Here is a 25674-nt window from a genome sequence, read left to right as displayed (position 1 = left end):
ATACAGGAGGAATTTAGGATGGATGTTATAACAATTGGAGAGTCAATGGCGGTGTTTAGTCCTGAGTCATCGCCTTTAATGAGATATGCAGCAACCTACTCGAGAAAGTTTGGTGGGGCTGAATCAAATGTAGCGATTGGTCTAACAAGGCTTGGTCATGAAGTAGGGTGGATAAGCAAAGTTGGTAACGATGAATTAGGGAAGGGGTTGCTTTCGTTTATTCGAGGAGAAGGAATTGATGTTAGCCAGGTTAAGGTTGATGAGATAGCGCAAACAGGCCTTTATTTTAAGGAAGTAAGAAATGCCAGCAATGTAAAGGTAGAATATTATCGTAAAGGTTCAGCACCAAGTCAATTGCAAGTTACCGATTTAGATGAACAGTATATCGCACAAGCAAAATATATTCACATAACTGGCATTACGCCAGCTCTAAGCGAAAGCTGTTATGAGACCGTGATGAAAATGATTCAGATTGCAAAAGACAACGACATTAAGGTTGTATTTGATCCTAATTTACGAAAAAAACTGTGGTCTGAAGAACGTGCAAGAGAAGTCCTACTTGAAATAGCTTCAAAATCAGATATTGTCTTGCCTGGTATTTCAGAAGGTGAGTTTATGTTTGGAGAAAGAGATATAGAATCTTTAGGACAGAAGTTTTTAGAACATGGTGCTTCACTTGTAGTGATGAAAGTCGGTGAAAAGGGAGCGTATTATTTTACAAAAGAACAAAGTGAGCTAGTACCTGGCTTCCATGTTGATCAAGTGGTTGATCCTGTTGGAGCAGGAGATGGCTTTGCGGCTGGGGTCATCTCTGGCTTATTGGATCATTTACCAATGTATCAAGCGGTTGAACGTGGAAACGCAGTTGGAGCAATGGCGGTACAAATTCCGGGAGATTTTGAAGGATTGCCAAGTAGAACGGAAATCCATCAGTTTCTTTCCTCAACCGAACTAGAAGATATTAGCAGATAAGGGGGTGTCTCAAAAGGTCTGATTTTGACCTTTTGAGACACCCCTGAAGCAATGAGCTTAGTTGCTGCATCTTTTAATAGAGAGCAGGAGTGAGTCATTTTCAAGGCGAGCAGTGAACGAAGCCATTGTCAATAATGTTCTAGACTTTGCAGGATTTAGTCATACCACCCAAAGGGGGCACAAGAGGTACCAATATTTAGCTCAGGGTCTAAAATAATAGAGTCTTGAATGTTGTGTCCTTCAATAATCGAAAGAAGGGTCTCGTTAATGTGCTTAGCAATTCTGGTGACTGGGACACCTACCGTTGATAAAGTTACTCCTAAATTTTCCGACTGTGGAATATTGTCGTAGCTAATAATGGAAAGATCTTTCGGCACGTCAAGAGAAAGCTCATTTGCTGCTCGAAGAACCCCACGTGTTAGATCGTAACTTCCAGTAATAATGGCTGTAATGTCTTTGTTATTGGCAAGAACCACTTTGGCAGCGTGATATCCATCATGTACCTCCAGACCGTTGGTGGGTATGGCTAATTCTGGTAAATCAGAAGCTTTTTTAACATTCATGGCTTCAAAAAAACCGATTGCTTTTTCTTTTTGTAGTGGGTCTTTATCAGTTAAGTCACCGATAAAAGCAATTTTTTTATGACCAATTTCTTCTAAATAATTCACAGCTAGTTTGATTGCTTTTCTTCGGTTAACATCAATTGTTGGATACGTTGAGTTTTCTTTTAGCCCGTAATAAAGAATTGGAACGGTAGTGTGGATAGATGTGTCGCTCAGTACACTGTTATTTTCACCAAAAACTAAAATGGCATCTACTTGAAATCGGTTGAATGTCGCAATGGCTGATTCCACTTTGTTAATAGACAAAAGTGTCGTATAGGATTTTTCTTCTAAAAAATCATTTATTTTTGTGATCAATATAGAAGGAGCCACTCTTTCTACACTTGGCCAAACGACTCCGATTGTAAACGATTTTTTTTGCACAAGGCTTCTTGCTGCTACATTTGGTTGATAGCCTAGTTCCTCTGCTATTTTGATAATTTTTGTTTTCGTCGGTTTTTTCACTAATGGACTGTCTCTTAAAGCCTTTGATACCGTTGAATAGCTTACACCTGCATGTCTAGCTATATCCTTTATTGTTACCCCCATAGTCTTCCTCCATTTACAACGTTGTTAATCTATTTACTTATTATACCAAAGTAAAGTAAGATTTATAAGAGATACGTAATTGTGTTGTAGAGTAAGGAGTATGAAAATGATCCAGACGATAAATAAACATTTAGAAAAAGCTATGCCTTTTATTACACCAAGTAGTGTTGTGTTAGGATTGATTTTAGCTCAATATATTCAGTCTTGGGTTATATTAGTCCCGTGGATCTTTGCCTTTATAACATTTGCGAGCAGCGTTGGGGTGCAAATAGAAAAGATAAAAACGGCAATATTACACCCTAAACCGATTTTTCTTTCACTAGGTATCATTCAAATTCTCATGCCATGTATGGCCTTTTTGTTAGGAAACGCATTTTTTCCAAACGATTATTTAACCATTGTAGGCTTAATTATTGCCTTTATCATTCCTACAGGGGTCATCAGTTTGATGTGGGTTTCTATTTATAAAGGGAATTCTTCAGTTTCTTTATTAATTGTATTAGTGAACACACTTTTAGCTCCAATTGTAATCCCGCTTTCTTTGCAGCTGTTTGTTGGAGCGAGTATTGAGGTTCATACATGGAGTTTGATGTTGAACTTGTTTTTAATGATTGTCATTCCGTCATTGTTAGGAATTGCGTTAAATTATATTCCAATGCTAAAGAAAAAAGATGTTAAAGGGACACTTGCGCCATTTTCAAAAGTTGGCCTGTTTTTTGTTATCGCCATCAATAGTTCCGTTGCAGCACCTGTTTTAAGCTTAAATTGGAAGCTCGTTGCTATTGCCGTGGTTGTCTTCTTCCTTGCCTCTTTAGGATATATACTCGGGGTTATTTTAGGGAAGCTCTCAAAATTTGAAAACGATGTAATCATAAGTTTATTGTTTAATAGCGGAATGAGGAATATAAGTGTTGGGGCAACGATTGCGATTTTATATTTTCCGGCTCCTGCTTCTGTACCCATTGTCCTTGGAACGCTTTTTCAACAAACATTGGCAGCATTTTATGGTAAAATCCTTTCAAATTACTTACGTAAGAAAGAGAAAGGTCAAAATGAGTATAAGTTAGTAAATTAATTTTTTCTTAATTGACTTTTATCCTACTCTTTTATAAAATTAAAATAACAACGTTGTTATTTTTCTTGAACCCTATGAAAATAATAAAGAGGAGGTCAAAAATGAGCTCAAATTATCTTTTAGTTAACAAGGCTGATAATGTAGTTGTCACACTTAAAAATTATGAAGCTGGGGAGACCTTGCAATTTGACGATAAAAATATTTCTTTAAAGGTGGCTGTTCCGACCGGGCACAAAGTAGCGATTGCACCAATAAAAAAGTATCAAGATGTAATGAAGTATGGGTTTCCAATTGGGCATGCAACAGAAGCAATTGAAGTAGGAGATTGGGTCCATACTCATAACACAAAAACAAATTTATCGGGAACATTAGATTATACGTTTGCTCCTAATGAAGCCTCTCTTTCAAATAATCAGATAAGCGAAAGAACGTTTAAAGGGTATGTTCGTGCAAATGGTGAAGTTGGAATTCGGAATGAAATTTGGATCATAAACACAGTAGGTTGTATTAATAAAACCGCAGAACTATTAGCGAAGACAGCGGATAGTCAATATAGAGGGGAGGGCATTGATGGAGTATATCATTACCCGCATTTGTTTGGCTGTTCCCAACTTGGCGATGACCTTTACAATACTCAGAAAATTTTAAGTGACCTCGTACATCATCCTAATGCAGCAGGAATTCTAGTACTGGGATTAGGTTGCGAGAATAATCATATTGCTGAATTCAAAAAAGTGATTGGTGACTTTGATGAGAGTAAAGTGAGATTTTTAAGCGTACAAGAAGCGGATGATGAGCTAGAGGAAGGGTTAGAGTTACTTGATGAAGTTGTATCCTATGCAAAAACTTTCACACGTGAAGAAGTTCCTGTATCAAAATTAAAAGTAGGGTTAAAGTGTGGAGGCTCTGATGGCTTTTCAGGCATTACAGCGAATCCCCTTGTTGGGTCCTTTTCGGATAAATTAATTGAACATGGAGGTACATCAATTTTAACAGAAGTACCAGAAATGTTTGGAGCAGAAACACTTCTCATGAACCGGGCAAAAAATGAAAGGGTTTTCGGGATGATTGTTGATTTGGTCAATGACTTTAAAGACTACTTTATTAAGCACGACCAAGTAGTCTATGAAAACCCGTCACCAGGTAATAAAAAAGGCGGCATTACCACATTAGAAGAAAAGTCACTAGGCTGTGTTCAAAAAGGCGGATTCTCACCTGTAAACGATGTGTTGCCATACGGAGGACGCGTAACCGAACCTGGGCTAAATTTAGTTCAAGGGCCTGGGAATGATCTTGTATCGGTTACAGCGTTAGCCGCTTCCGGAGCGCATATTGTCATTTTTACAACTGGAAGAGGAACTCCGTTTGGTGGACCTGTCCCAACAGTAAAAATGTCAACAAACAGCGATCTATTTAAGAAGAAGAAAAACTGGATTGACTTTAATGCTGGTGAACTGATTTATGGAAAGGAAATGGATGAACTGACAGATGAATTGTTTGATTACATTATTGAATTAGCCTCAGGAAACGTTCGTACTAATAATGAAAAGAACGGATTTAAAGAGATTTCTATCTTTAAAGATGGTGTTATTTTATAATTCTTTTTCGCAAACTCAACTAAGGAGTGATTTTTAGATGGAACAATTAAGCCGTTCATTAAAATTAAAAAACCTTCCTGCTCAAGTTACGTATGAATATCAAGACCATTGGCCAGAAAAAGTTGTTCAATTTGGTGAGGGGAACTTTTTAAGAGGATTCGTGGATTGGATGATTCATGAATTAAATAAACAAGGGTTGTTTAATGGGAAAGTAGTCGCAATCCAGCCTACACCACACGGGAAAGTTGTACCAAAGCTTAATGCCCAGGATGGGTTATACACTCTAGCTTTACGAGGGATTGAAAATGGACAGATCGTTGAACGGAACGAAATTATTTCATCGATCTCTAGAGGAATTAATCCATATAGCAATTGGGCCGAGGTTTTAAAGGTAGCGGAATCACCTGATATTCAGTTTGTTTTTTCTAATACCACAGAAGCTGGTCTTACCTACTTAGAAGAAGCATATGATGAGCAAAAATCGCCTTTATCTTTTCCAGGAAAGGTTACAGCCTTTTTGTATCATCGTTATAAGGTGATGAACGCAAAACCTGATGCAGGTTTAGTCTTAATCCCTTGCGAATTAGTAGAAGGAAATGGTGATTTATTAAAAGAGCTTGTTCTACGATATGCAAAAGAATGGAAAATGCCTGAGGACTTTATTACTTGGATCAACAATGATAATCAGTTTTGCAATACATTAGTCGACCGGATTGTGACAGGATATCCTAAAGATAATATTGGTGAATATAGAAACCTTCTTGGGTATGAAGATGTTCTTTTAACAGCTGGAGAACCGTATCATTTATTTGCTATTGAGGCAGGGGACGATGTCACAAAGCGCTTGCCGTTTCACCAAGCTGGCCTAAATGTGAAGTGGGGACCGGTAACGCCATATCGTGAGCTTAAAGTTCGATTATTAAATGGACCACATACAATGATGTTTTCGGTTTGTTATTTAGCTGGTGTTGATACGGTTTTAGAAGCGATACAAGATCCTGAATTAGGTGAATTTGTGAAAACTGGTATGATTGAGGAGATCTTTCCTACAGTGAAGATGGAGGAGGAAGAAAAGAGAGCATTTGTTGAATCAGTCATAGAAAGATTTGAAAATCCATATAACAAGCACTTTTTAGCTGATATTGGCATGAATGCCATTTATAAATACAAATCAAGACTGATACCTTCTTTGTTGGATTATATTCGGCATACGAATAAGCTGCCACAATCAATTTTGTTTTCACTAGCGGCTCTAATTGTTTATTATCGACCTACCAGAAAGGAAGGAGATTTTCTCATTGGACGACGAGGAAATGATGAATATACGATTCGTGATAATAAAGTAGCTCTAGAGGTGTTAGCAAATGCGTGGGAGCAATTTGAGAATGGTGGAGAAGATGTCACCCGTTTAACCAGGTCAATACTAGAAGATAATGAGCTTTGGGGTATAAAATTAAATGAAATAGAAGGACTTACTGAATTGGTAGCAGGTAATGTATCTAGGATATTGCAGGATGGTATGAAAGAAAGTGTAAAAAAATTTACAAAAGCAAACGTTTAACGAAACATAACAACGTTGGCGTAAGGTAGTAGCGATAGGAGGAAGCAATGAATTTATTAGAACAAATTACAGAAAGTGGTATTGTTGCAGTTATCCGTGGCTCAAAGCCAGAAAATATCGTAGAAATCGGAAAGGCCTTAAGCGAAGGAGGAGTTAAGGCTCTTGAAATTACAGTAGAAACACCAAGAGCCATGTCGATTATTGAAAAGGTGGCAACAGAACTTGATAATGAAGATGTGATCGTAGGGGCAGGAACGGTATTAGATCCAGAAACGGCACGCGCAGCTATTTTATCTGGAGCAAGATTTGTTTTTTCTCCAACGGTTAATGTAGAAACAATAAAGATGTCTAAACGATATGGCGTGCTTAGTATTCCTGGCGCATTGACACCGACAGAAATTTTAACTGCCTATGAACATGGTGCTGACCTCATTAAAGTGTTCCCAGCAAATGCGGTTGGTCCATCATATATTAAAAATATTAAAGGTCCATTGCCTCATATTCCTTTAATGGTGACAGGAGGCATTGATGTAACGAATGCTGCTGAATTCATTAAAGCGGGAGCTGTAGGTCTTGGAGTTGGAAGTACACTTGTACCAACTACAATTAATGAAGAGTCCCTTCTCTCGATAACAGATAAGGCAAGAGAATTTGTAACAATGGTTAAACAAGCAAGAGAATAAGAATGAAAGCTGTTGAAAGAACTTTTCAACAGCTTTTTTTAATAGAGTCGGAAACTGACCAAGAAATTAATTGTTATCGCTAATCATTTCAATTTCACATTGGAATCTGAATCGTGTACAATAAAGTGAATCTAAATCAAATTGGAGGCTATACATATGAAAAAAGGTTCTATTTCATTTGAAAACGGTGAAAAGCTTGTTATTGAATTTTACCCAGAAGCTGCACCAGGTCACGTTGAAAATTTCGAAAAACTAGCGAATGAAGGGTTCTATAACGGATTAACTTTCCATCGTGTCATTCCAGGGTTTGTTGCTCAAGGTGGCTGCCCAGTTGGAAATGGTACAGGAGGTCCTGGTTACTCAATTAAATGTGAAACTGCTGGAAATCCACATAAGCATGTGGCAGGTACTCTTTCAATGGCGCATGCAGGAAAAGATACGGGTGGTAGCCAATTCTTCATCGTACATGAGCCGCAACCTCACTTAGATGGTGTTCATACAGTATTTGGACAAGTTGTAGAAGGACTTGATTCTGTCTACCGTATTAAACAAGGTGATACAATGCAAGAAGTAAAAGTTTGGGATGAAGAGTAATATGCAAGAAAAAGGGGCAGACTAGGTCTGCCTTTTTTATTGCTCTTTTTCAAGAAAAAAAGGCAGAAGGGAGAATAGCGATGGAGCATCAAACGGTTGATGTCACAATTGTCGGTGGTGGTCCTGGTGGATTAAGCGCAGCATTGGTACTTGGTAGATCATGTAGAAGTGTTGTACTGATTGACTCAGGTCATCCAAGAAATGAAGTAACATATGAATCGCATGGGTTTTTAACGCGTGATGGAATCAAGCCATTTGAGCTACGTGAGATTGCACTCAAGCAGATGATGAAGTATGAAAACGTCACGATTGTTAATGACCTAGTTGAAGACGTTGAAAATGAGAAGACTCATTTTACTACAACGACTCAAATAGGAAGGATCATCTCTAGTCGAAAAATTATATTCGCTACTGGATTGAAAGAGCACTTACCAAGTATTCCTGGATTAGAAAAAACGTATGGTAAATCCATTTTTTCATGTCCTTATTGTGACGGGTGGGAGCATCGTGATTTACCTCTTGCTGTTATTGGAAATCAAAAAGACCTCATTCACTATATCCGTTTGATCTATAATTGGAGTAAAGATTTAGTCGTCGCTACTAATGGACCTGCTAAGCTTAAAGAAAAGGAAAAAGAAGAGATCGCTCAACATGGCATTCGTCTGGTGCAAACGGAAATAGAAAAATTAAATTCTACGAATGGCTTTTTAAAAGAAATTATGTTTACAGACGGAGAAACGCTCAACAGGAAAGCGGCTTTTATTGTAAATACTGGTGCTGAACAAGCGACAATGCTCCCAAGAAAACTGGGTGTATCTTTAGGAGATAATGGAGCATTTGAAACAAAAGATCACGGCAAGACAAGTGTGGATGGGCTCTATATTATTGGGGATGCAGCGAAACGATTTACAGGTTTAATGGGGGCTGCGGCTGAAGGTTATGAAACCGGCGTGAATATGAATCATGAATTTGTTGAAGAAGATTGGTTGAGAAAATAAATTGTGATCTTGCCTGCAGGGTGTTTTGCAGGCTTTTTAGTATAAGGATGAAACATTGTAATAAATATTTGTTATATCCCCTTATAAGAAACTTCTATTGGATTAACCTATTATTCTGCGTTACCTTAGTGAAACAAAGCTGAAGGAGTTGGTACAAAATGAGGCCATTGATAGGAATCTCCACATCAGAAAATAATAATGAAAGTATGTTGTCTCACCAGTATGTAAAAGCTGTTACACGAGCAGGCGGAATCCCAATTGTCCTTCCTAATATTGTTGAACATAATGAACTAGATCCACTTGTAGAACGACTTGATGGACTTCTGCTTTCAGGTGGTGGTGATATTGATCCGACTTTGTTTGGGGAAGAACCTCATCCTAAGCTTGGTTTAATACGTCCTGATCGTGATCAATTTGAAATGTGTATGATTAAGAAGTTCTTAGAAAGAGATAAACCAATATTAGCAATATGCAGAGGGTGTCAAATATTAAATATTGCTGCTGGTGGTGATATGTACCAAGATATTTATAGTCAAAAGGATAAGGAGCTTTTACAACATACACAAGTCGCACCGATGACACATGGGTCTCATTTTGTCAGAGTTCTAGATGGAAGTTTGTTGCATCGAGTTACAGATGAATTGAAGTTTAAAGTAAACAGTTATCATCATCAAGCAAATCGTCAGGTTGCAACCAATTTTCAAGTAAGTGCAATTGCTAGTGATGGGGTTATAGAGGCAATTGAAAGTACAGTTCATTCGTTTGTGTTAGGACTTCAATGGCACCCTGAAGGCATGTTACCAAATGGGGACTATTATGCAAAGTCAGTCTTTGAATCTTTTTTACGAGCTTGTAAGAATGATGACGTTTAAAGATGATTATTTAGTATAGGAAGATAGACTATAACAAAATAAATTGCTTATTGTAGAGGGGAATGAGCGTTGATATAATGAATAAAACATGACTAACTACATTCCTCTTCCTTTTCCAAAGAGATCATCAAATAAAAATTAAATGTGGTTGTATAAAATGTCTTATTTTGTTAATCATATAAATATATCAGTTTATACGACAACGTTGGACAGTCCTAGTTAAGTAGAAGGACTGTCTTTTTTAGTATCATTTTTAAGAAGGTAGGTGCAAGATGAGTAAATACCGTTATGCTGAATACTGGAAAGAAAAGGCGAAACATAGTGATAAATGGTTATCCCCATCTACGCAAGTTTATAAACAAAATGATTTAATTTTCATAGGACAAATCTTAAATATTCATTCAGGACAACATGAATCCATTCGTTTGCTTTTTCCAAACATTAAAGCTGTAACAGGGTTTTTACAATATATTTTTTTACCAACGGCCTTTATTGGTTATTTTTCGATTCATGAAATGGATCCGAAGACAATTAAGCTAGGGGATGGTACGTTTTCCTCATTAATTGACCAACTACCGCTACGGAAACAGTTTGATCCAACTACAAAAGAAACGATGCAAAATGTTCTAACTCTCATACAAACGACCTGGTCGAAAGAGGATGAAGGAACCTTTTTTCAATTAGAAAGAGCCTTACGATTACTTGAATCTATAAATGTAGAAGAGGTTGTTACGTCATTTAATATCCTTCGATCTCCAAGCGGACTTGCTAGCTGGCTAGTTCATGAATATGAAAACGAGCCGGTACTTGGAATTAACTCACTTGAAGAAGAAGTGAACATGAATGTTAAAGAGTTTCTTCAATTAAGTCGTGATGCTGAATCACAACCGTTTCAATCAAAGCGTTTTTTTCACACTTTGGATAATGTCATGATTCTGTAGAGGTTAAATTTTGCTAAATGGAAAAAAATACACATATACCCAGTCATTTCGTGTCATTTCTCCATATGGTAATACCATATCGAAAAACTTTGGAGGAGATTAGAAAATGACAGAAAAGCAAAAGCCTTTAGAGCAATTAGAGCCGTTAGCTGAGCGTAGGAGCCCTGTCGCACTACAGCCTCTACAGGACAGAAAAGGACCTAAACCTACGAAGCCGATTGAGGATGTAAAAAAGCCAATTGATGATTGTAAGCCTGAGGACAAGAAACCAATGCCGGACAAAAAGCCAGAAACGCCAGTTGATGACAAGAAAGAACCGCCCAAGAAAAAAGAAGTTGTTGACCCGTGGGCAAGACTATTATTTGGTCCTCCTAGAAAAGTGGAATCTAACCCTGATGAGGACGGTAAAGCCCATAGAGGATTTTCATGGATATAGTTGAGAGATGTTACGAATTACTTTTTTTATCCTACAAATAAACGACTAATAAAAAAGAAATAGTGCTGAGTTATGCACTATTTCTTTTTGTTTTTGCTGAGTATTGTTAGACTCATAACATTATAGATATTTCTAAAAAACCTGCATTCACCCAAACAAGTTGAAAATCATTTGCATATAGTACCAAGAATAGTAGTTAATTTCTGCTATTTGACCTAACGTGAAGGAGGTGTTAAGCATGTCAGGATATGCACACGGAGGTGGCTTTGCGTTAATCGTCGTATTGTTCATCTTGTTAATTATTATCGGCGCGTCATATGTAGGTTACGGTTACTAATATGACGTTTTAACAAATGGTGAAAAACTGCTCCAAATCGTTAGATGGTTTGGGGCAGTTGTTTAAAATACATAAGAAAACATTCGTGATGGAAGGAAATAGGGTTGTAAAACGAACAAGGTTAAGTCGCGAAAAAGGTTGTTACATATGTTTACGAACTAGATGAAGGATCAATAAAATGAACAGTACAATAAGAGATAATACTTGGAAAGGGTATTTGAAAATGTAAAAAGGAGCGGATACGATGCAAACACAGAAGTTGTTGGTGAATGGTGAGAGGTTAAAACAAGAGCTAGAAACATTTGCAGACTTTGGTAGGACAACTAATAATGGTGTAACACGTTTAGCTCTTTCAGAAGAAGATCGTTTAGCGCGTAATTATTTTTGTTCTTGTTGTGAAAAACTTGGGATGACAATAACAGTCGATGACATGGGCTCCATATATGCGACTCTTCCAGGACTAGAGAATAAGCCTCCCATTGTTATGGGGTCTCATTTAGATACAGTTAAAAAAGGTGGGCGTTTTGATGGTGTTTTAGGGGTCCTAGCTGGCCTTGAAGTCGTTCGCACATTAGTGGAGCATAACATTACTCCAAGGATCCCAATTACGATTATTAATGTTACGAATGAAGAAGGAGCACGATTTGAGCCTTCTATGATGGCTTCTGGTGTGTTATCAGGAAAATTCAATAAGGAGGAAATGCTTAAAAAGGTAGATATAGCAGGAATTACGTTTGAGGAAGCATTGAAAAAAAGTGGCTATGAGGGCTCAATTGAAAATCGCTTAGAGGAAGCAGCTGCATTTATAGAACTTCATATTGAACAAGGGCCGGTTTTAGAGAGTGAAGGTCTTTCTATAGGGGTGGTGGAGGCAGTAATGGGTATGGTTTGTTATGAAATTGAAATCACAGGTGAGTCCGACCATGCAGGGACAACTCCAATGTCAATGAGAAAAGATGCCCTATTTGCAATGAATGATTTCATTCATAATGTTCGACAGAAGCTGGACTTATTAAATGGAGAACTTGTGTACACAATTGGCAGGGTAAATGTGAAGCCAAATATACATACAGTGATCCCAAATAAAGTGGTGTTTTCATTTGAGGCACGGCATAAGGATGAAATGGTGATCGCAGACGTAGAACGACATTTATTGGAGCAAGTTGAGTTCATGACAGAGCAAGGGGGGTGTCAGGTTGAACTTTCAAAAATGTGGTCACGAGATACAGTTTGGTTTGATGAAAATCTTGTCCAATTGCTAGAGAAGTCAACGAAGTCATTAGGCTACTCTTATAAGAGAATGATTAGTGGGGCAGGACACGATGCTCAATTTATTCATACAATAGCTCCTTCCGTCATGCTCTTTTCACCTAGCAAAAATGGTAAGAGTCATTGTGAAGAGGAAGAAACTTCATGGAAAGAGTGTGAACAAGGGGCTAATGTTTTATTAGAGGCGGTATTAACAATATTGAGAGACAAATAATTTGAAAATGAACATACACAAATCCATTAAAGGAGATGTGTATGTTTTTGTTCTAGTTGCATTCATTTTTATCACATGATTTATTTCTTCTTCTTCTTTTTCTTATCCTTATCTTTCTTCTTCTTTTTCTTTTTGTCTGTTAAAGCTAATTCTTCGGCAGTTCCTTCTTCATTAGAAGCATTAGGTTGATCTTGAGGCTCATTCACTTCTAATGTTGCTGGGTCTTGTAGTTCAGATTGCTCACTAGGAGTGGTGTTTGCTGCTCTCTTTAGTTGTTTTTTTTGCAATCTTTGAAGACAAAGCTCCATGAACTTCTGATTAAAATCACTAACTAATTCAACATCTTGATTAAGTTTGTCTAGGTCAATTCCTAGATCGTATTCGAATTCAAATTTTTCATTTTTATTCCTCCCTATTTCCTTTCCGCTATTAGTCTATGCAAATTGACTAATAGAGGCAGGGTGTTTGCCTTTATACCAAACACCCAATTTAAAATTAGCAAGAGAGCTGAATTAGGAGCACATAAAAGAGAAACCATTCTTTTTCAGAGTCCTTATTGACTCAGTCTATTTCATAAACAATTGTACGTAGAAAGTGAAATAATTCGTCTCTATTAGGAGGATGCATGAGATGGATATAGAGTATAATTAGTAAAGCTATTATGTTTTGGTCACTGAAGTCATTTAACAATATAGGAGAAATAATTATGTGGGAACTAATTTTAGTCATGCTTGAGAGGTTAGGAATCATTGTAACTGTCGCTTTTGTGATGACGCGGTTTAAATTCATTCGTCATTTAATCGAACGCCGTGAAATTTCTAAACGGTCCAGGATCAGCGTCATTGTTATTTTTGGGTTGTTTGGAATCATTGGTACATATACAGGACTAAAGATTAACCCTGAACAAGCTACATATTTTCGCTGGGTGATTAATTTAGGAGAAGGCGAAGCCATTGCCAACTCTCGCGTGATAGGAGTGGTTGTAGCAGGATTATTAGGCGGATGGAAAGTTGGAGTTGGTGCAGGGCTAATAGCGGGAGTTCACCGCTATTTACTTGGTGGCTTTACAGGCTTTGCGTGTGGTTTATCGACAATTATTGCCGGGGGAATGGCAGGCTATTTTTATAAACGAAATAAAAACAGTCGCATCATTTCTTTGCAAACAGCGTTAGTTGTAGGAATGCTTGCAGAATCTGTCCAGATGGGTGTCATTTTGCTACTCGCACGCCCATTTGACCAAGCATTGCTGCTCGTCCAAGATATAGGTATTCCTATGATCATAGCAAATGGCATCGGGACGGCCCTTTTTATATTAATCATACGTAATGTTATTCAAGAAGAAGAAAAAATGGGCTCAATTCAAGCACAAAAGGCATTAAAGCTAGCTGATTTAACTTTAAAGTATTTAAGAAAAGGATTAACAGAACAATCAGCTTCTCCTACTTGTCAAATTCTATTGAAAGAAGTGCGAGTTGATGCAGTTTCCATAACTGACCATGAGAAAATCCTCGCATTTGCAGGCGTAGGTGAGGATCATCATTTACCGAATACAGAAGTACAGACGATCGCTACTAAGCGTGTGTTAAAAGAAGGGAATCTCGTCATAGCCAATAAAGAGGAAATTGACTGTGGAGTTGATCGTTGCTTGTTACAGGCAGCCATTATTGCCCCTTTAAAAGTCAAGGAACAAACGATTGGTACGTTGAAGTTTTATTTTAAAAATGAAAAAGGTCCTTCACCAACGACGATTGAATTAAGCAAAGGACTCTCGACGTTATTAAGTCATCAGCTTGAGCTTTCTGAAGTAGATCGCCACTTAGAACTCGCTAAGCAAGCTGAGATTAAAGCTCTACAAGCTCAGGTGAGTCCACACTTTTTATTTAATGCTTTAAATACCATTGTTGCTTTGGTGAGAACGGATCCGATGAAAGCGCGAAAGTTGTTGATTTCCCTTTCACACTTTTTCAGACAAAATTTAGCTGGAACGACTGCAACTGAAACATCTTTAGAGGAAGAAATAAAGCATGTGAAAGCTTATCTTGAAATTGAACAAACTCGTTTCTCTGATAAATTGTCTGTGCAGTATAGAATTGATGAAGAGGCACTCCTTGTAAGGTTGCCGCCTATGACATTGCAACCGATTGTAGAAAATGCTATTAAGCATGGGTTGAAACAACTTCAGCAGGATAGTCTTTTATCAATAACGATCGAGAAACAAAAAGAAGTTGTCCATATTTCAATTTATGATAACGGAAAAGGAATCGAAAAGGAGCGCTTACCAGTATTGGGTACAAAAAAGGTACAGTCCAAAACAGGGACAGGGATTGGACTAGTTAATATTAATAGGAGGCTGGAGATGATGTTTGGATTGGAATCAACATTACGCATGAAAAGTGAAATTGGAAAAGGGACAACCGTTACATTTTCATTGCCTGTAAACAGAAAAGAGGTGAGCAAGTGAAAAAAACTATCAAGGCTGTCATTATTGATGATGAACATTATAGTCGTGATGAATTAACCTTTCTTTTGAAGCGTTATGAGGAAATAGACATTGTCGGCGAAGCGGATTCAGGCGAAAAGGGATTAGAGGTTATCATGCGGAAAGATCCGGATGTTGTGTTTTTAGATATCGAAATGCCACAAATGTCTGGATTGGATTTAGCAAAAGCTCTTCAAAATATGAAACACATCCCATTGATTGTTTTTGCAACTGCTTATGCAGATTACGCTGTAAAAGCATTCCGTGTTCAAGCTTTAGATTATCTAGTGAAACCTTTTGATGAAGAACAAATAGATGAAGTGATAAAAAGGATTAATGAACGAATGTCTCCGTCCTCACACGAGATAGAATCTATTACAGGGATTGGAAAATTAGCAGTAGAGGATGAAGGGAGGATTGTTTATCTTTCTCCAAAAGACATAACATACCTATTTCGAGAAGATCGTGAAACGATTATATGCGTGAATGAACGAAAATACAGCTCGAGAACACCAATAAAGGAACTAGAGGAAAAATTAAAAGAATTTCCCTTTTTTAGGACCCATAAAAGTTACTTAGTCAATTTAGACAAGGTTGAGCAATTAATTCCATGGTTTAATGGGGCTTATCAACTAAAAGTAGTCGGACAAAAAGAAGAAATTCCAGTTAGTAGAAACTATGTTAAAGCACTAAGGGAACGACTAGAGTTATAAAAGTTTAGAAGGGAGAATACATAAGGGGACCGTATACTCCTTTCTGGATTTTGTTGGATTGAAACACTCATCTAACAAACTATGCACGTGAGACATGATTTTAAACATGTTAGCTGCTACTTTATACACGTCATCACAATTTTGACACAAACGTGCGGCGAAAAGTTATAATGAAAGCGTATTCAAAAAAAGAGAGGTGTTATTCAATGATTACATTTCTATTATCAATTGCACTATTAATTATAGCTTATTTCACGTATGGTAAAGTCATTGAAAAAATGTTTGGAGTTAAGGAAGCTAGACCAACTCCTGCCTATAGTATGAAAGACGGAGTCGATTACATTCCAATGGGAACGAATCGAAATTCTTTAATTCAATTGTTGAATATTGCAGGTGTAGGACCAATTTTCGGACCAATTATGGGAGCGCTTTATGGTCCAGTAGCCTTTATCTGGATTGTTGTTGGTTGTATCTTTGCAGGGGCAGTTCATGATTATTTAACAGGCATGATTTCGATTCGCAACAAAGGGGCACATCTGCCACAATTGGCTGGTAAGTTTTTAGGGAAATCAATGAAGCATATTGTCAATGCCATTGCTGTTCTTTTGTTATTACTTGTTGGAACCGTTTTCGTAACGGCGCCGGCTGGACTTTTATTTAACTTAATGGATGGTGTAGTTGCACTTGGAATTATTACGGCTGTTATTTTTGCATATTATATTTTAGCTACGATGCTTCCTGTTGATAAAATCATTGGAAAAGTCTATCCCATCTTAGGGGCACTATTAGTTATTAGTGCGATTGGTATTGGAGGGATGTTAATCTTTACTGGTGCACCTATTCCAGAATTAACGCTTGAGAATATGCACCCAGCAGGGACGGCCGTATTTCCAATTCTAATGATTACCATTGCATGTGGTGCGATTTCAGGGTTCCATGCAACACAATCGCCAATTATTTCAAGAACACTTCAAAATGAACAAAATGGTCGTAAAGTGTTTTACGGCATGATGATTGTGGAAGGGATTATCGCAATGATTTGGGCAGCTGCTGCAATGAGTCTGTTTTACGGGACGGATTTAGCTGCATTAATTGATTCAGGTGGTGCTGGTCTTGTTGTTAGTGAAGTTGCTTTCACTTTGCTAGGAGCAATTGGGGGGACGTTGGCTGTTCTTGGTGTTATTGTACTACCAATTACATCTGGTGACACGGCCTTTCGTTCGGCTCGTATGATTATTGCTGATTATATTAAAGTTCCACAGTTGAAAATAACTAGTCGTCTATGGATTGCGTTACCATTATTCGTGATTTCGTTCATCCTTACGACAATGGACTTCACCCTATTATGGAGATACTTTGGTGTAACCAATGCGGCTATAAGTGCAATTGCTTTATTTGTAGGAGCTATGTATTTAGCCATTCAATATAAATTTCATTGGGTTGCAACAATCCCTGCAACATTTATGACGATGGTTTCGTTAACATTTATTTTTAATGCCCCAATCGGATTTGGACTTCCAATGGGCACATCTTATGTGGCAGCGACGATTGGAACAGTTATTATTCTAGCTTTATTTGCTTACAAAATTAAATTAAATCGCGCCGAAGCCAATTTTGAATTAGACGAAGACGAGAGCAAGGCAGCGTAACAAATGAAAGGACCTGTATCTACTTGAGGATGCAGGTTTTTTCTATAATTCAAAAACAAATTATGTAAAATGATCTAGTTTGATCAAATATTTTACATAATTTTGTCGTTCAAATGAAATCAAACTGACATGGGGAAACAAACAATATTTGTTATAATAGTTGAAATATTGTTTGAAGTAATTTCATAGTATTGATTAGACATATCTACAGCCGGGAAGGATGCGACATATGAAAAAAGAGAGTGAACTGATCAAAAAGCATTACTATAAACATTTTGTAGAACATAGAAAGAATCATCCGATCGCCGTTCTTGCTGATGCAATGCTAGAAGATAATGATGAGGAAAAGAACTCGTCGATTCGGTATGCCCAAGGTGAAGTTTATTATCATAATAAAGACTACGAAGCAGCGATTTTTAAATGGGAAAAAGTCCAAAATGATTTAAAACCATGGGCTATGAAAAACATTGCTGATAGTTATTATGAATTAGGTGCAACCTCACAAGCTGAAGAAGGGTTTTTAGCCATACATACAGAGAACTTGATTTTAAGAACTGAAATAGAATTACAACTATTTTCACTTTATATGGATCAACAACAATTAGATCAAGCGGCTAAAGTGATTAAGAATGTTGTTTCTTTAAATCCAGATTATTTAGATGTTACTCACGTTGCTCGTTCCTTTTTTGAAGAATATCGAGATTGGGATAGTGCCATTGATTTAGCAATAAATGAAGCCATCCGAACAGAGTCTCTTGATTGGTTTGAAATTGTTCGAAAATATATTGAACAAGGGTTAACGAGAACGATTGAGCCACCGTATTTTTTACAGGCTCTAAAGACGTTATACTTCATGGATGGCAAGAAGTTTGAACAACTAGCAGGAGCCCTGTGGATAAGCTATCGTAATGAAGAATTGTATTTTCAATGGTTGACTGAGTTTAACGAACTCTTATTACAATTTCAGATAGATAAATCGATCTCTTGGGATACTCTTTCCAATTTATATGCACAGACGTATTTTGATTTAACTACTGGTAAACACTTCATTAAAGATATTAACCATATAGTCCCTAATCTCCTATCTAACTGGATAAAGATTGTAACTATATCTCAAGCCGAAGTTGCCGCAAGTGCAGTTCTTTCATGGCATCAATTTCTAACCAATCTTGATACAAATGTTGTAGATGAGGCAGAATCAATCATTCTTGCTGATTCTCAGACAAAAACTGGTGGAATTATACAAAGTCTTGAGCTATATGAATCTATCATTCGTTGGGCAAAGGAGCATGATTTAGAAGTAGGAGATCGTATTCAATGGAAGATTCAACAACTGCTTGATTATGATAATAATTATTTAGTTGTTGCAGGATCAGATACTAAAGGCAAATCAACGATAATCAATCATTTACTTGGACATGAAGTCGTAAGTGAAGAGCTTCCTGCAACGTTTTTGTTCAAACACTCGACTGAAACACTACTTCAAGAAATTACCGAAGAAGGCCACATGCAATCTGTAAATGAAGAATTAAGTGATTTAGAACTTCAGAGTAAGATGTTTGAATATGGTTTATCTGCTCCATTCTTAGAGAAGAATAGGCTTTCTATTCTATCGCTTGAGCGGATTGAAGAATTAAATGATCATGTAGATATGGCTGATGCATTATTGTTTATCATTGATGCAAATACAGGAATAACAAACTCTGATTACGATGTTCTTGGTCGTATCCAAGAAGAGTTTTCTAACCTAACTATTCACTTTGTTATTAATAAGATGAATGTAATTTATAATGAACAAGAGGTTCAACGAATTATTGATGAAACAAAAGCAACAATAGGCGAAAGTTTTCCAACTGCACAAGTATACACAACAGAGTCACGATTAAATGACTTTAGTCAGAAAATAAGTGGCTTATTTCAAAGGAAAGTAGTAGAAAGCAAACGCCACGAAAGACTATTAAAGGTGATTCATAGAACAATAAGCCATCTTCTTGGGAAACGAGTAAGTATGGAAAGGTCCTTAATGGATTCCGTTACATGGAATGAAGAAGCGGTTATAAAATTGACGGGTGCTAATAATCAATTAGTTGATATAGAAAAAGAAAAAACACAAGAAATTAAACAATCCTACCTCGTCATGACGGATGAAATGAAACAGAATTTACGAGTAAATATACCAGAAATATTGAAAGAGTGCTCTACCTTTATTAAAGAAGATAGTGATTTCAGAAATATCCATGTTGAACTCAATAGGAAAATGAACGAACAAATTTCTACGTATTTAGAACAGACATTTATTCCGAAATTTTCAAATGTATTGCAAGAATGGCTAGAGGTTTGTAATGTAGAATTTATTCAAAGTCAGTCTTATTTAAAGGAAATGACTGATGGATTCAATCGATTATATGAGAGGGAACGCTTTAAATTGCAATGTGATTTCCGTGTGCTCGACGATTGGTACCGAGATATTGATCGAATGACAAATGGAGTTCATTTAGAAAACATCAATATTTTGTTACGATTAACTCCTTCACAATTGCTATTAAAAAGCTCTGGGAAATTTTTTGGTGTGCTTCCGACAAATAAAGCCCTTGTTTTTAAAATGTATAGAAAATTTATAGAGAATGAAGATTATAAGCAGGTTACTGAAACGATTATGAATCAGTACATGCTCCAGTTTGATTTATTTGGAAAGTCAATAGAAAGAGACATGAACTTATTTTACAGGAGTCCGTTTAGCGTATTAAGTGAAGCTATTCAAGAAGCTCAATCAGAAATTGAAGGACATAATGATGCGTTAGAGTCGTTAAGAGCCAATCCAGAAATTTATAAAGACCCGTTAACGTTATTTAAGGTCCGAGTTCATCAATACGAGTTAATGGAGCAGATGGGTTTAAGCAGAAACCAAGAAAGTGTGGCTTTAAATTAAGTTTTATAAAAGAAAAGCAGGAGCTTGGAGCTCCTGCTTATTTGGGTTTATTAAAATCCATCGTTTCCTGGTGTGTATGGGATATTAAGATTGTTTTCGACTGTACGTAAACGTTGGTTTAGTCGGGTCATACGATCAAAATGACGCTCATCATTTTGGTTTAAACGAATGATCTCTTCATTGATTCGCCCAATTTCGGTATTTAGTCTTTGAATTTCTTCGTTTTGACGTGATAATTCTGTTACTTGCTGTTGAATTTGGTTTTCTAATTGGCCCACTCTTGATTCAAGTGTTGGTTGCCTGTAATGAGAAAGTGGTTGTTGGCGAGTTTGGTGATAGGCATAAGATGATGACTCGTTTGGTTGCTGAACATATCGAGAGTTATAGTGATATGGATTCATACGGCAGCTCTCCTCTGTAGTTTAGTAGTCTAGATAACACTTTTACAGCCTATGTAGAAACCCTTTAATTGACAGGGCTTATGCCTAATTTGATCATGGTTTAAAATAAGTTGTAAATTATTTTTGAAAAATTAAATATTTGTGATAAAGATCACTTTCATTGTAAATGTTTAGGAGTATGATTATTTTAGAAAGAGAAACGATTTGTAAAAGATAGGAGATGAGGAGGAAATGATTTTATGTGAATGGAAAGACTTCCAAACTGATACCGAAACATATTCTCAGGCTGACTTTGAGGAGTTGGTCAATGATGAATTTGATGCAATGATGTTTGAGGATGACGAAGAGATCCCTGCTTATATTTGGACAGTCAATTATGTATGTATTATAAAGAAGAATACAAGAATGATTGCTGATATTTCTATTACAAAGATTCCTCGAAATCCAGTTTGTTCATAATTTTTTTAAAAATATATATGTGAAATACTTCACAAATGGAGGGTTTTAACATGGTTGTAGATCAAAAAAAATTAGTTGAAAAGTCGGATGTATTAAAAGCAGTTGATCAGTTAGTTGGAGATGGACAAAAGGCACTAAAAGAATTTTTAACGTTTGATCAAAATCAGGTGGATGAAATTGTTAAAAGAATGGCTTTGGCTGGACTTGAACATCATATGGAATTAGCGAAGTTAGCTTTTGAGGAAACAAATCGTGGGGTATATGAAGATAAGATTATTAAGAATTTGTTCTCTACAGAATATGTGTACCACAACATTAAATATGACAAAACGGTCGGTATTATTCATGAAAATGAGCATGATGGTTTAATTGAAATTGCTGAACCTGTTGGAGTCGTAGCCGGCGTTACACCTGTCACCAATCCAACATCTACGACGATGTTTAAAGCACTCATAGCAATTAAAACAAGAAACCCCATTATTTTCGCCTTTCACCCTTCTGCACAAAATTGTAGTAGTGAAGCCGCGAGAGTGTTACGTGATGCAGCAATTTTAGCTGGTGCACCTGAGCATTGTATTCAATGGGTTGAAACACCTTCTATTGAAGCGACGAAAGCATTAATGAATCATGATGGCATAGCATTAGTTCTAGCGACAGGAGGCGCTGGAATGGTGAAATCAGCTTATAGTACTGGGAAGCCTGCGCTAGGAGTTGGTCCAGGTAATGTTCCTTGCTATATAGAAAAAACAGCAAATGTCAAACGAGCAGTGAATGATTTGATCCTATCTAAAACATTTGACAATGGAATGATTTGTGCATCTGAGCAAGCGGTTATCATTGATGACGCCATCTATCAAGAGGCAAAACGAGAATTAACGAATAATAATTGTTACTTCTTAAATGAAGAGGAGCGTGCCAAAGTAGAGAAGCTGGTAATTAATGAAACAACATGCGCTGTAAATCCTGATATCGTTGGAAAGCCAGCTGCCTTTATTGCCAATTTAGCAGGAGTCACTGTTCCTAATGAAACGAAAATATTACTTGCCGAATTAAAAGGAGTTGGACCAAAATATCCATTATCTAGAGAAAAGTTGAGTCCAGTTCTTGCTTGCTACCGTGTTCGATCTACTGAAGAAGGGATGAGACGAGCAGAAGAAATGCTTGAATTTGGTGGTCTTGGACACTCTGCGGTCATTCACACAAACAATGAAGATGTTATTAGACAGTTTGGACTGAGAATGAAAGCTTGCCGGATTATCGCAAATGCTCCTTCTTCACAAGGGGCGATTGGCGACATTTATAACGCCTTTTTGCCATCACTGACACTTGGTTGTGGTTCTTATGGGAAGAACTCTGTATCTTCAAATGTTGGGACAGTTAACTTAGTAAATGTAAAAAAAGTCGCTCGGAGGAATGCAAATATGCAATGGTTTAAAATTCCACCGAAAGTGTATTTTGAGAAACATTCAACACAATATTTAGCAGTCATGCCTAATATTACGAAAGCATTCATTGTCACTGATCCTGGCATGGTGAAGCTTGGGTACGTCGATAGAATCTTGCATTATTTACGTCAAAGAACAGACTACGTCCATTGCGAGATCTTTTCTGAAGTTGAGCCTGATCCATCTATCGAAACGGTAGAAAAAGGGGCAGCCATGATGAGAAGTTTTGAGCCGGATTGCATTATCGCTCTTGGTGGAGGATCAGCAATGGATGCGGCAAAAGGAATGTGGTTATTTTACGAACACCCAGATACTGATTTTCTTGGTTTGAAACAAAAGTTTCTTGACATTCGAAAGCGTGTTTTTAAATATCCAAAGTTAGGAAATCTTGCTCAATTTGTTGCGATTCCTACAACGTCTGGAACCGGTTCTGAAGTGACATCATTTTCTGTTATTACGGATAAAAATCAAAACATCAAGTATCCGTTAGCTGATTATGAGTTAACTCCTGATGTGGCCATCATCGATCCGCAATTTGTTATGACAGTTCCAAAACATGTAACGGCTGATACTGGAATGGACGTGTTAACACATGCAATAGAAGCATATGTGTCTATTATGGCTAATGATTATACAGATGGTCTTGCAATTAAAGCCATTCAGCTAGTGTTTGAATATTTACCTCGTGCTTATCGTAATGGAAGTGACGAGGTAGCGCGTGAAAAAATGCACAATGCATCAACCATTGCAGGAATGGCCTTTGCGAATGCGTTCCTTGGCATTAATCATAGTTTGGCTCATAAATTAGGAGCTGAGTTCCATATTGCTCATGGCCGTTCAAATACAATCTTAATGCCTCATGTTATTCGTTACAATGCGAAAAAGCCAACCAAATTTGCTGCATTTCCAAAGTACGAATCTTTTGTTGCAGATAAGCGCTATGCCGAGATTGCTAGAATACTAGGCTTACCAGCTACTACGACAGAAGAGGGGGTAGAGAGTCTCGTTCAAGCCATTATTAAGCTAGCAAAAGAAATGGATATACCAATGAGCATAAAAGAAAATGGAGTAAATGAGAAAGAGTTCGAGAGCAAAGTCGATTACCTTGCCGAGCGTGCTTTTGAAGATCAATGTACAACTGCGAATCCGAAGCTTCCTTTAGTAAGTGAATTAGCAGAAGTTTATCGTTTGGCATATAAAGGTGTGTAAATTCAATAGGAAACTAGGTGTTCCAAAGGTCTCTCTAGACTAATGGAACGCCTTTTTGGTTGTATAGATACTAGCATATTTTAGTAGAAAGAGAGACAGGTACCAAATCAAAGTTTCTTTCCCCTTCATAGATTAGTAGGATCTTAATCTAAGGAGGTTTTCAATGTGTTTGGTTTTCAAATGGTAAAGATGGTGAGAACGTATTCACACAAACTCGATAAAACATTACGTGATAAAGTTTTACATTTGTATAAGCCGTTAAAATGGACACCTTGCTTTTTGCATCCTATATTTGAAGGTTTTTTAAAAAGAACGAGAAAAATGAGAGTGATCATAGAATTTGATGAAGGTTGTTACAAAGAAGGGTGCCTGAATATGAATCAAGTATTCAACCATCATTATGGGTGTAAATTGAGAAGTGAGTTTACAGGCATTTCTTGCTGTAGTGCCGATCTTACACCTGCAGTTTTAGAGGAGTTACTCATGAACTGTCCTCAAATTAAAAAGGTGTCCTTAAATTATGAGGTTCATGCTCTACTCGACACAGCAGTTGTTTCTGCAAATGCTAGAAACGTGATTCGAAATGATGCAGAATTGACGGGGCAAGGGGTTACCGTAGCGGTCATTGACACAGGTGTTTATCCTCACAATGATCTTTCTGGAAGAATCGTTGATTTTGTAGACTTTATTAATCAAAGAAGTGAACCATATGACGATAATGGTCATGGTACTCATTGTGCTGGAGACGCTGTTGGTAATGGGGCTTCCTCTGGCGGAGTTTATATGGCGCCAGCACCAGGAGCGCATGTAATAGGGGTGAAAGTTTTAGATAGGCAAGGTTCAGGGTCATTGGAAACCGTCATGCAAGGAGTTCAGTGGTGTATTGATTATAATGATCGAAATCCAGATCGCCCCATTCATATTTTAAATTTGTCATTAGGAGCGCCTGCTCAGCGTTATGGAAACGAAAGTGAGGATCCAATGGTACGTATCGTTGAGAGGGCTTGGCAAAGTGGAATAGTTGTTTGCGTTGCAGCCGGCAATGAGGGGCCAGAAGCACAAACGATAGCAAGTCCAGGGGTAAGTCAACAAGTAATAACGGTCGGAGCACTTGATGACCGTAATACGGTCGATCGTAGCGATGATGATGTAGCTAGCTTTTCGAGTCGCGGGCCAACTATCTATGGAGCACAAAAGCCGGATGTGCTTGCTCCTGGAGTAAATATCGTTTCACTACGAGCACCAAGCTCCTATATAGATAAGTTACAGAAAAGAAGCAGAGTTGATTCTGAATATTTTGTTATGTCGGGGACTTCGATGGCAACACCAATTTGTGCAGGAATTGTTGCGCTAATGTTGGAGCATGATCCAACATTAACACCGGAGGAAGTAAAAGAACGATTGAAAAACGGGGCTGATTTATGGCAGGATAAAGACCCGAATGTATATGGAGCAGGATATATTCATGCGGAAAATTCGATCTGACACCTACCTATAGGGGGATTTTGCATAGCATCGTACGTTCGAGGGCATTGAAAAGGAAAACCACCCTTTTTCAGTGCCCTTGGTTCGTTGCAGTGCTCTTTTTGTTTAGTTTATTTTAAATAAATGGAAGAAGTGAATAAAAAGAATAGAAATATCCCTATCCTGAAGTAAAAAGTATTTTCTGTGTTACAAAAAAGAAGGGGG

At 37.3% G+C, this 25674-nt stretch carries 22 protein-coding genes and 1 pseudogene; 19 read left to right on the top strand and 4 right to left on the bottom strand.

Annotated features, from left to right (window positions below):
- Positions 1-18 precede the first annotated feature (18 nt).
- Positions 19-972, top strand: a complete 954-nt coding sequence (locus LQ50_RS10065; protein WP_034628787.1) for a sugar kinase — start codon at positions 19-21, stop codon at positions 970-972.
- Positions 973-1127: 155 nt separating this feature from the next.
- Here the strand turns inward: LQ50_RS10065 and LQ50_RS26260 are convergent, their stop codons facing one another.
- Together LQ50_RS26260 and LQ50_RS26255 are read right to left on the bottom strand one after the other, a co-directional pair.
- Entirely contained in the window at positions 1128-1826 is a 699-nt protein-coding gene (locus tag LQ50_RS26260) for a substrate-binding domain-containing protein (protein WP_373279187.1), read from the bottom strand.
- Between the two features lie 162 nt (positions 1827-1988).
- A pseudogene (locus LQ50_RS26255) lies at positions 1989-2126 on the bottom strand (LacI family DNA-binding transcriptional regulator); the annotation flags it as partial.
- A 103-nt stretch (positions 2127-2229) separates the two neighbouring features.
- On the opposite strand from LQ50_RS26255, the gene LQ50_RS10055 reads away from it, so the two are divergent.
- The 11 genes from LQ50_RS10055 to LQ50_RS10010 all read left to right on the top strand — a co-directional run bounded on the left by LQ50_RS10055 (position 2230) and on the right by LQ50_RS10010 (position 12701).
- Entirely contained in the window at positions 2230-3198 is a 969-nt protein-coding gene (locus tag LQ50_RS10055; protein WP_034628784.1) for a bile acid:sodium symporter family protein, read from the top strand.
- A 101-nt stretch (positions 3199-3299) separates the two neighbouring features.
- The gene (locus tag LQ50_RS10050; protein WP_034628783.1) at positions 3300-4796 is read left to right on the top strand and encodes a UxaA family hydrolase; all 1497 of its coding nucleotides are present in this window, start codon (positions 3300-3302) and stop codon (positions 4794-4796) included.
- Positions 4797-4833: 37 nt separating this feature from the next.
- Positions 4834-6357, top strand: coding sequence for a tagaturonate reductase (locus LQ50_RS10045; RefSeq protein ID WP_034628781.1), 1524 nt, complete (start codon positions 4834-4836; stop codon positions 6355-6357).
- A gap of 47 nt (positions 6358-6404) precedes the next feature.
- Entirely contained in the window at positions 6405-7040 is a 636-nt protein-coding gene (locus LQ50_RS10040) for a bifunctional 4-hydroxy-2-oxoglutarate aldolase/2-dehydro-3-deoxy-phosphogluconate aldolase (RefSeq protein ID WP_034628780.1), read from the top strand.
- 156 nt (positions 7041-7196) lie between these two features.
- Positions 7197-7634 (top strand): peptidylprolyl isomerase, encoded by a 438-nt coding sequence (locus LQ50_RS10035; protein ID WP_034628779.1) that lies wholly within the window; start codon positions 7197-7199, stop codon positions 7632-7634.
- Between the two features lie 80 nt (positions 7635-7714).
- Entirely contained in the window at positions 7715-8632 is a 918-nt protein-coding gene (locus tag LQ50_RS10030) for an NAD(P)/FAD-dependent oxidoreductase (RefSeq protein ID WP_034628777.1), read from the top strand.
- A gap of 158 nt (positions 8633-8790) precedes the next feature.
- On the top strand, positions 8791-9504 hold the full coding sequence (locus LQ50_RS10025; RefSeq protein WP_034628776.1) for a gamma-glutamyl-gamma-aminobutyrate hydrolase family protein: 714 nt from the start codon (positions 8791-8793) through the stop codon (positions 9502-9504).
- A 272-nt stretch (positions 9505-9776) separates the two neighbouring features.
- Positions 9777-10445 (top strand): hypothetical protein, encoded by a 669-nt coding sequence (locus LQ50_RS10020; protein WP_034628775.1) that lies wholly within the window; start codon positions 9777-9779, stop codon positions 10443-10445.
- A gap of 106 nt (positions 10446-10551) precedes the next feature.
- The gene (locus tag LQ50_RS10015; RefSeq protein ID WP_034628774.1) at positions 10552-10881 is read left to right on the top strand and encodes a hypothetical protein; all 330 of its coding nucleotides are present in this window, start codon (positions 10552-10554) and stop codon (positions 10879-10881) included.
- 238 nt (positions 10882-11119) lie between these two features.
- Complete coding sequence (locus tag LQ50_RS24920) at positions 11120-11218, top strand: YjcZ family sporulation protein (RefSeq protein ID WP_084138710.1); 99 nt, start codon at positions 11120-11122, stop codon at positions 11216-11218.
- Between the two features lie 244 nt (positions 11219-11462).
- The gene (locus LQ50_RS10010) at positions 11463-12701 is read left to right on the top strand and encodes a Zn-dependent hydrolase (protein WP_034628773.1); all 1239 of its coding nucleotides are present in this window, start codon (positions 11463-11465) and stop codon (positions 12699-12701) included.
- Positions 12702-12781: 80 nt separating this feature from the next.
- Here LQ50_RS10010 and LQ50_RS10005 read toward each other — a convergent pair whose 3' ends face one another.
- Entirely contained in the window at positions 12782-12988 is a 207-nt protein-coding gene (locus tag LQ50_RS10005) for a hypothetical protein (protein WP_152608195.1), read from the bottom strand.
- 419 nt (positions 12989-13407) lie between these two features.
- Between LQ50_RS10005 and LQ50_RS10000 the strand changes: the two genes are divergently transcribed.
- The 4 genes from LQ50_RS10000 (at position 13408) to LQ50_RS09985 (ending at position 20471) form a co-directional block, all read left to right on the top strand.
- Complete coding sequence (locus LQ50_RS10000) at positions 13408-15162, top strand: sensor histidine kinase (protein ID WP_034628769.1); 1755 nt, start codon at positions 13408-13410, stop codon at positions 15160-15162.
- Positions 15159-15893: a LytR/AlgR family response regulator transcription factor gene (locus tag LQ50_RS09995; RefSeq protein ID WP_034628767.1), complete on the top strand. Its 735-nt coding sequence runs from the start codon at positions 15159-15161 to the stop codon at positions 15891-15893. The genes LQ50_RS10000 and LQ50_RS09995 overlap by 4 nt, the downstream gene beginning before the upstream one ends.
- Positions 15894-16099: 206 nt before the next feature.
- Positions 16100-17542 carry a carbon starvation CstA family protein gene (locus tag LQ50_RS09990; protein ID WP_034628765.1) on the top strand — a complete coding sequence of 481 codons (1443 nt, stop codon included), beginning with the start codon at positions 16100-16102 and terminating at the stop codon, positions 17540-17542.
- A 229-nt stretch (positions 17543-17771) separates the two neighbouring features.
- A complete protein-coding gene (locus LQ50_RS09985; protein ID WP_034628763.1) occupies positions 17772-20471 on the top strand; it encodes a hypothetical protein in 2700 nt (899 codons plus the stop codon).
- A 50-nt stretch (positions 20472-20521) separates the two neighbouring features.
- Here the strand turns inward: LQ50_RS09985 and LQ50_RS09980 are convergent, their stop codons facing one another.
- On the bottom strand, positions 20522-20872 hold the full coding sequence (locus tag LQ50_RS09980) for a hypothetical protein (RefSeq protein WP_034628761.1): 351 nt from the start codon (positions 20870-20872) through the stop codon (positions 20522-20524).
- A 231-nt stretch (positions 20873-21103) separates the two neighbouring features.
- Here LQ50_RS09980 and LQ50_RS09975 point away from each other — a divergent pair, with 231 nt between their 5' ends.
- The 3 genes from LQ50_RS09975 to LQ50_RS09965 all read left to right on the top strand — a co-directional run bounded on the left by LQ50_RS09975 (position 21104) and on the right by LQ50_RS09965 (position 25470).
- Positions 21104-21331, top strand: coding sequence for a hypothetical protein (locus LQ50_RS09975; RefSeq protein ID WP_034628759.1), 228 nt, complete (start codon positions 21104-21106; stop codon positions 21329-21331).
- A gap of 50 nt (positions 21332-21381) precedes the next feature.
- On the top strand, positions 21382-23985 hold the full coding sequence (gene adhE / locus LQ50_RS09970) for a bifunctional acetaldehyde-CoA/alcohol dehydrogenase (protein WP_034628757.1): 2604 nt from the start codon (positions 21382-21384) through the stop codon (positions 23983-23985).
- 165 nt (positions 23986-24150) lie between these two features.
- A complete protein-coding gene (locus LQ50_RS09965; RefSeq protein WP_034628755.1) occupies positions 24151-25470 on the top strand; it encodes a S8 family peptidase in 1320 nt (439 codons plus the stop codon).
- The last annotated feature ends 204 nt before the right edge of the window (positions 25471-25674 follow it).

This window comes from Halalkalibacter okhensis, from assembly GCF_000787375.1.
Taxonomy (GTDB): Bacteria; Bacillota; Bacilli; order Bacillales; family Bacillaceae_D; genus Halalkalibacter; species Halalkalibacter okhensis.
Note: the sequence above shows the minus strand (reverse complement) of the source record. Positions and strands in the feature narration are given on the sequence as shown.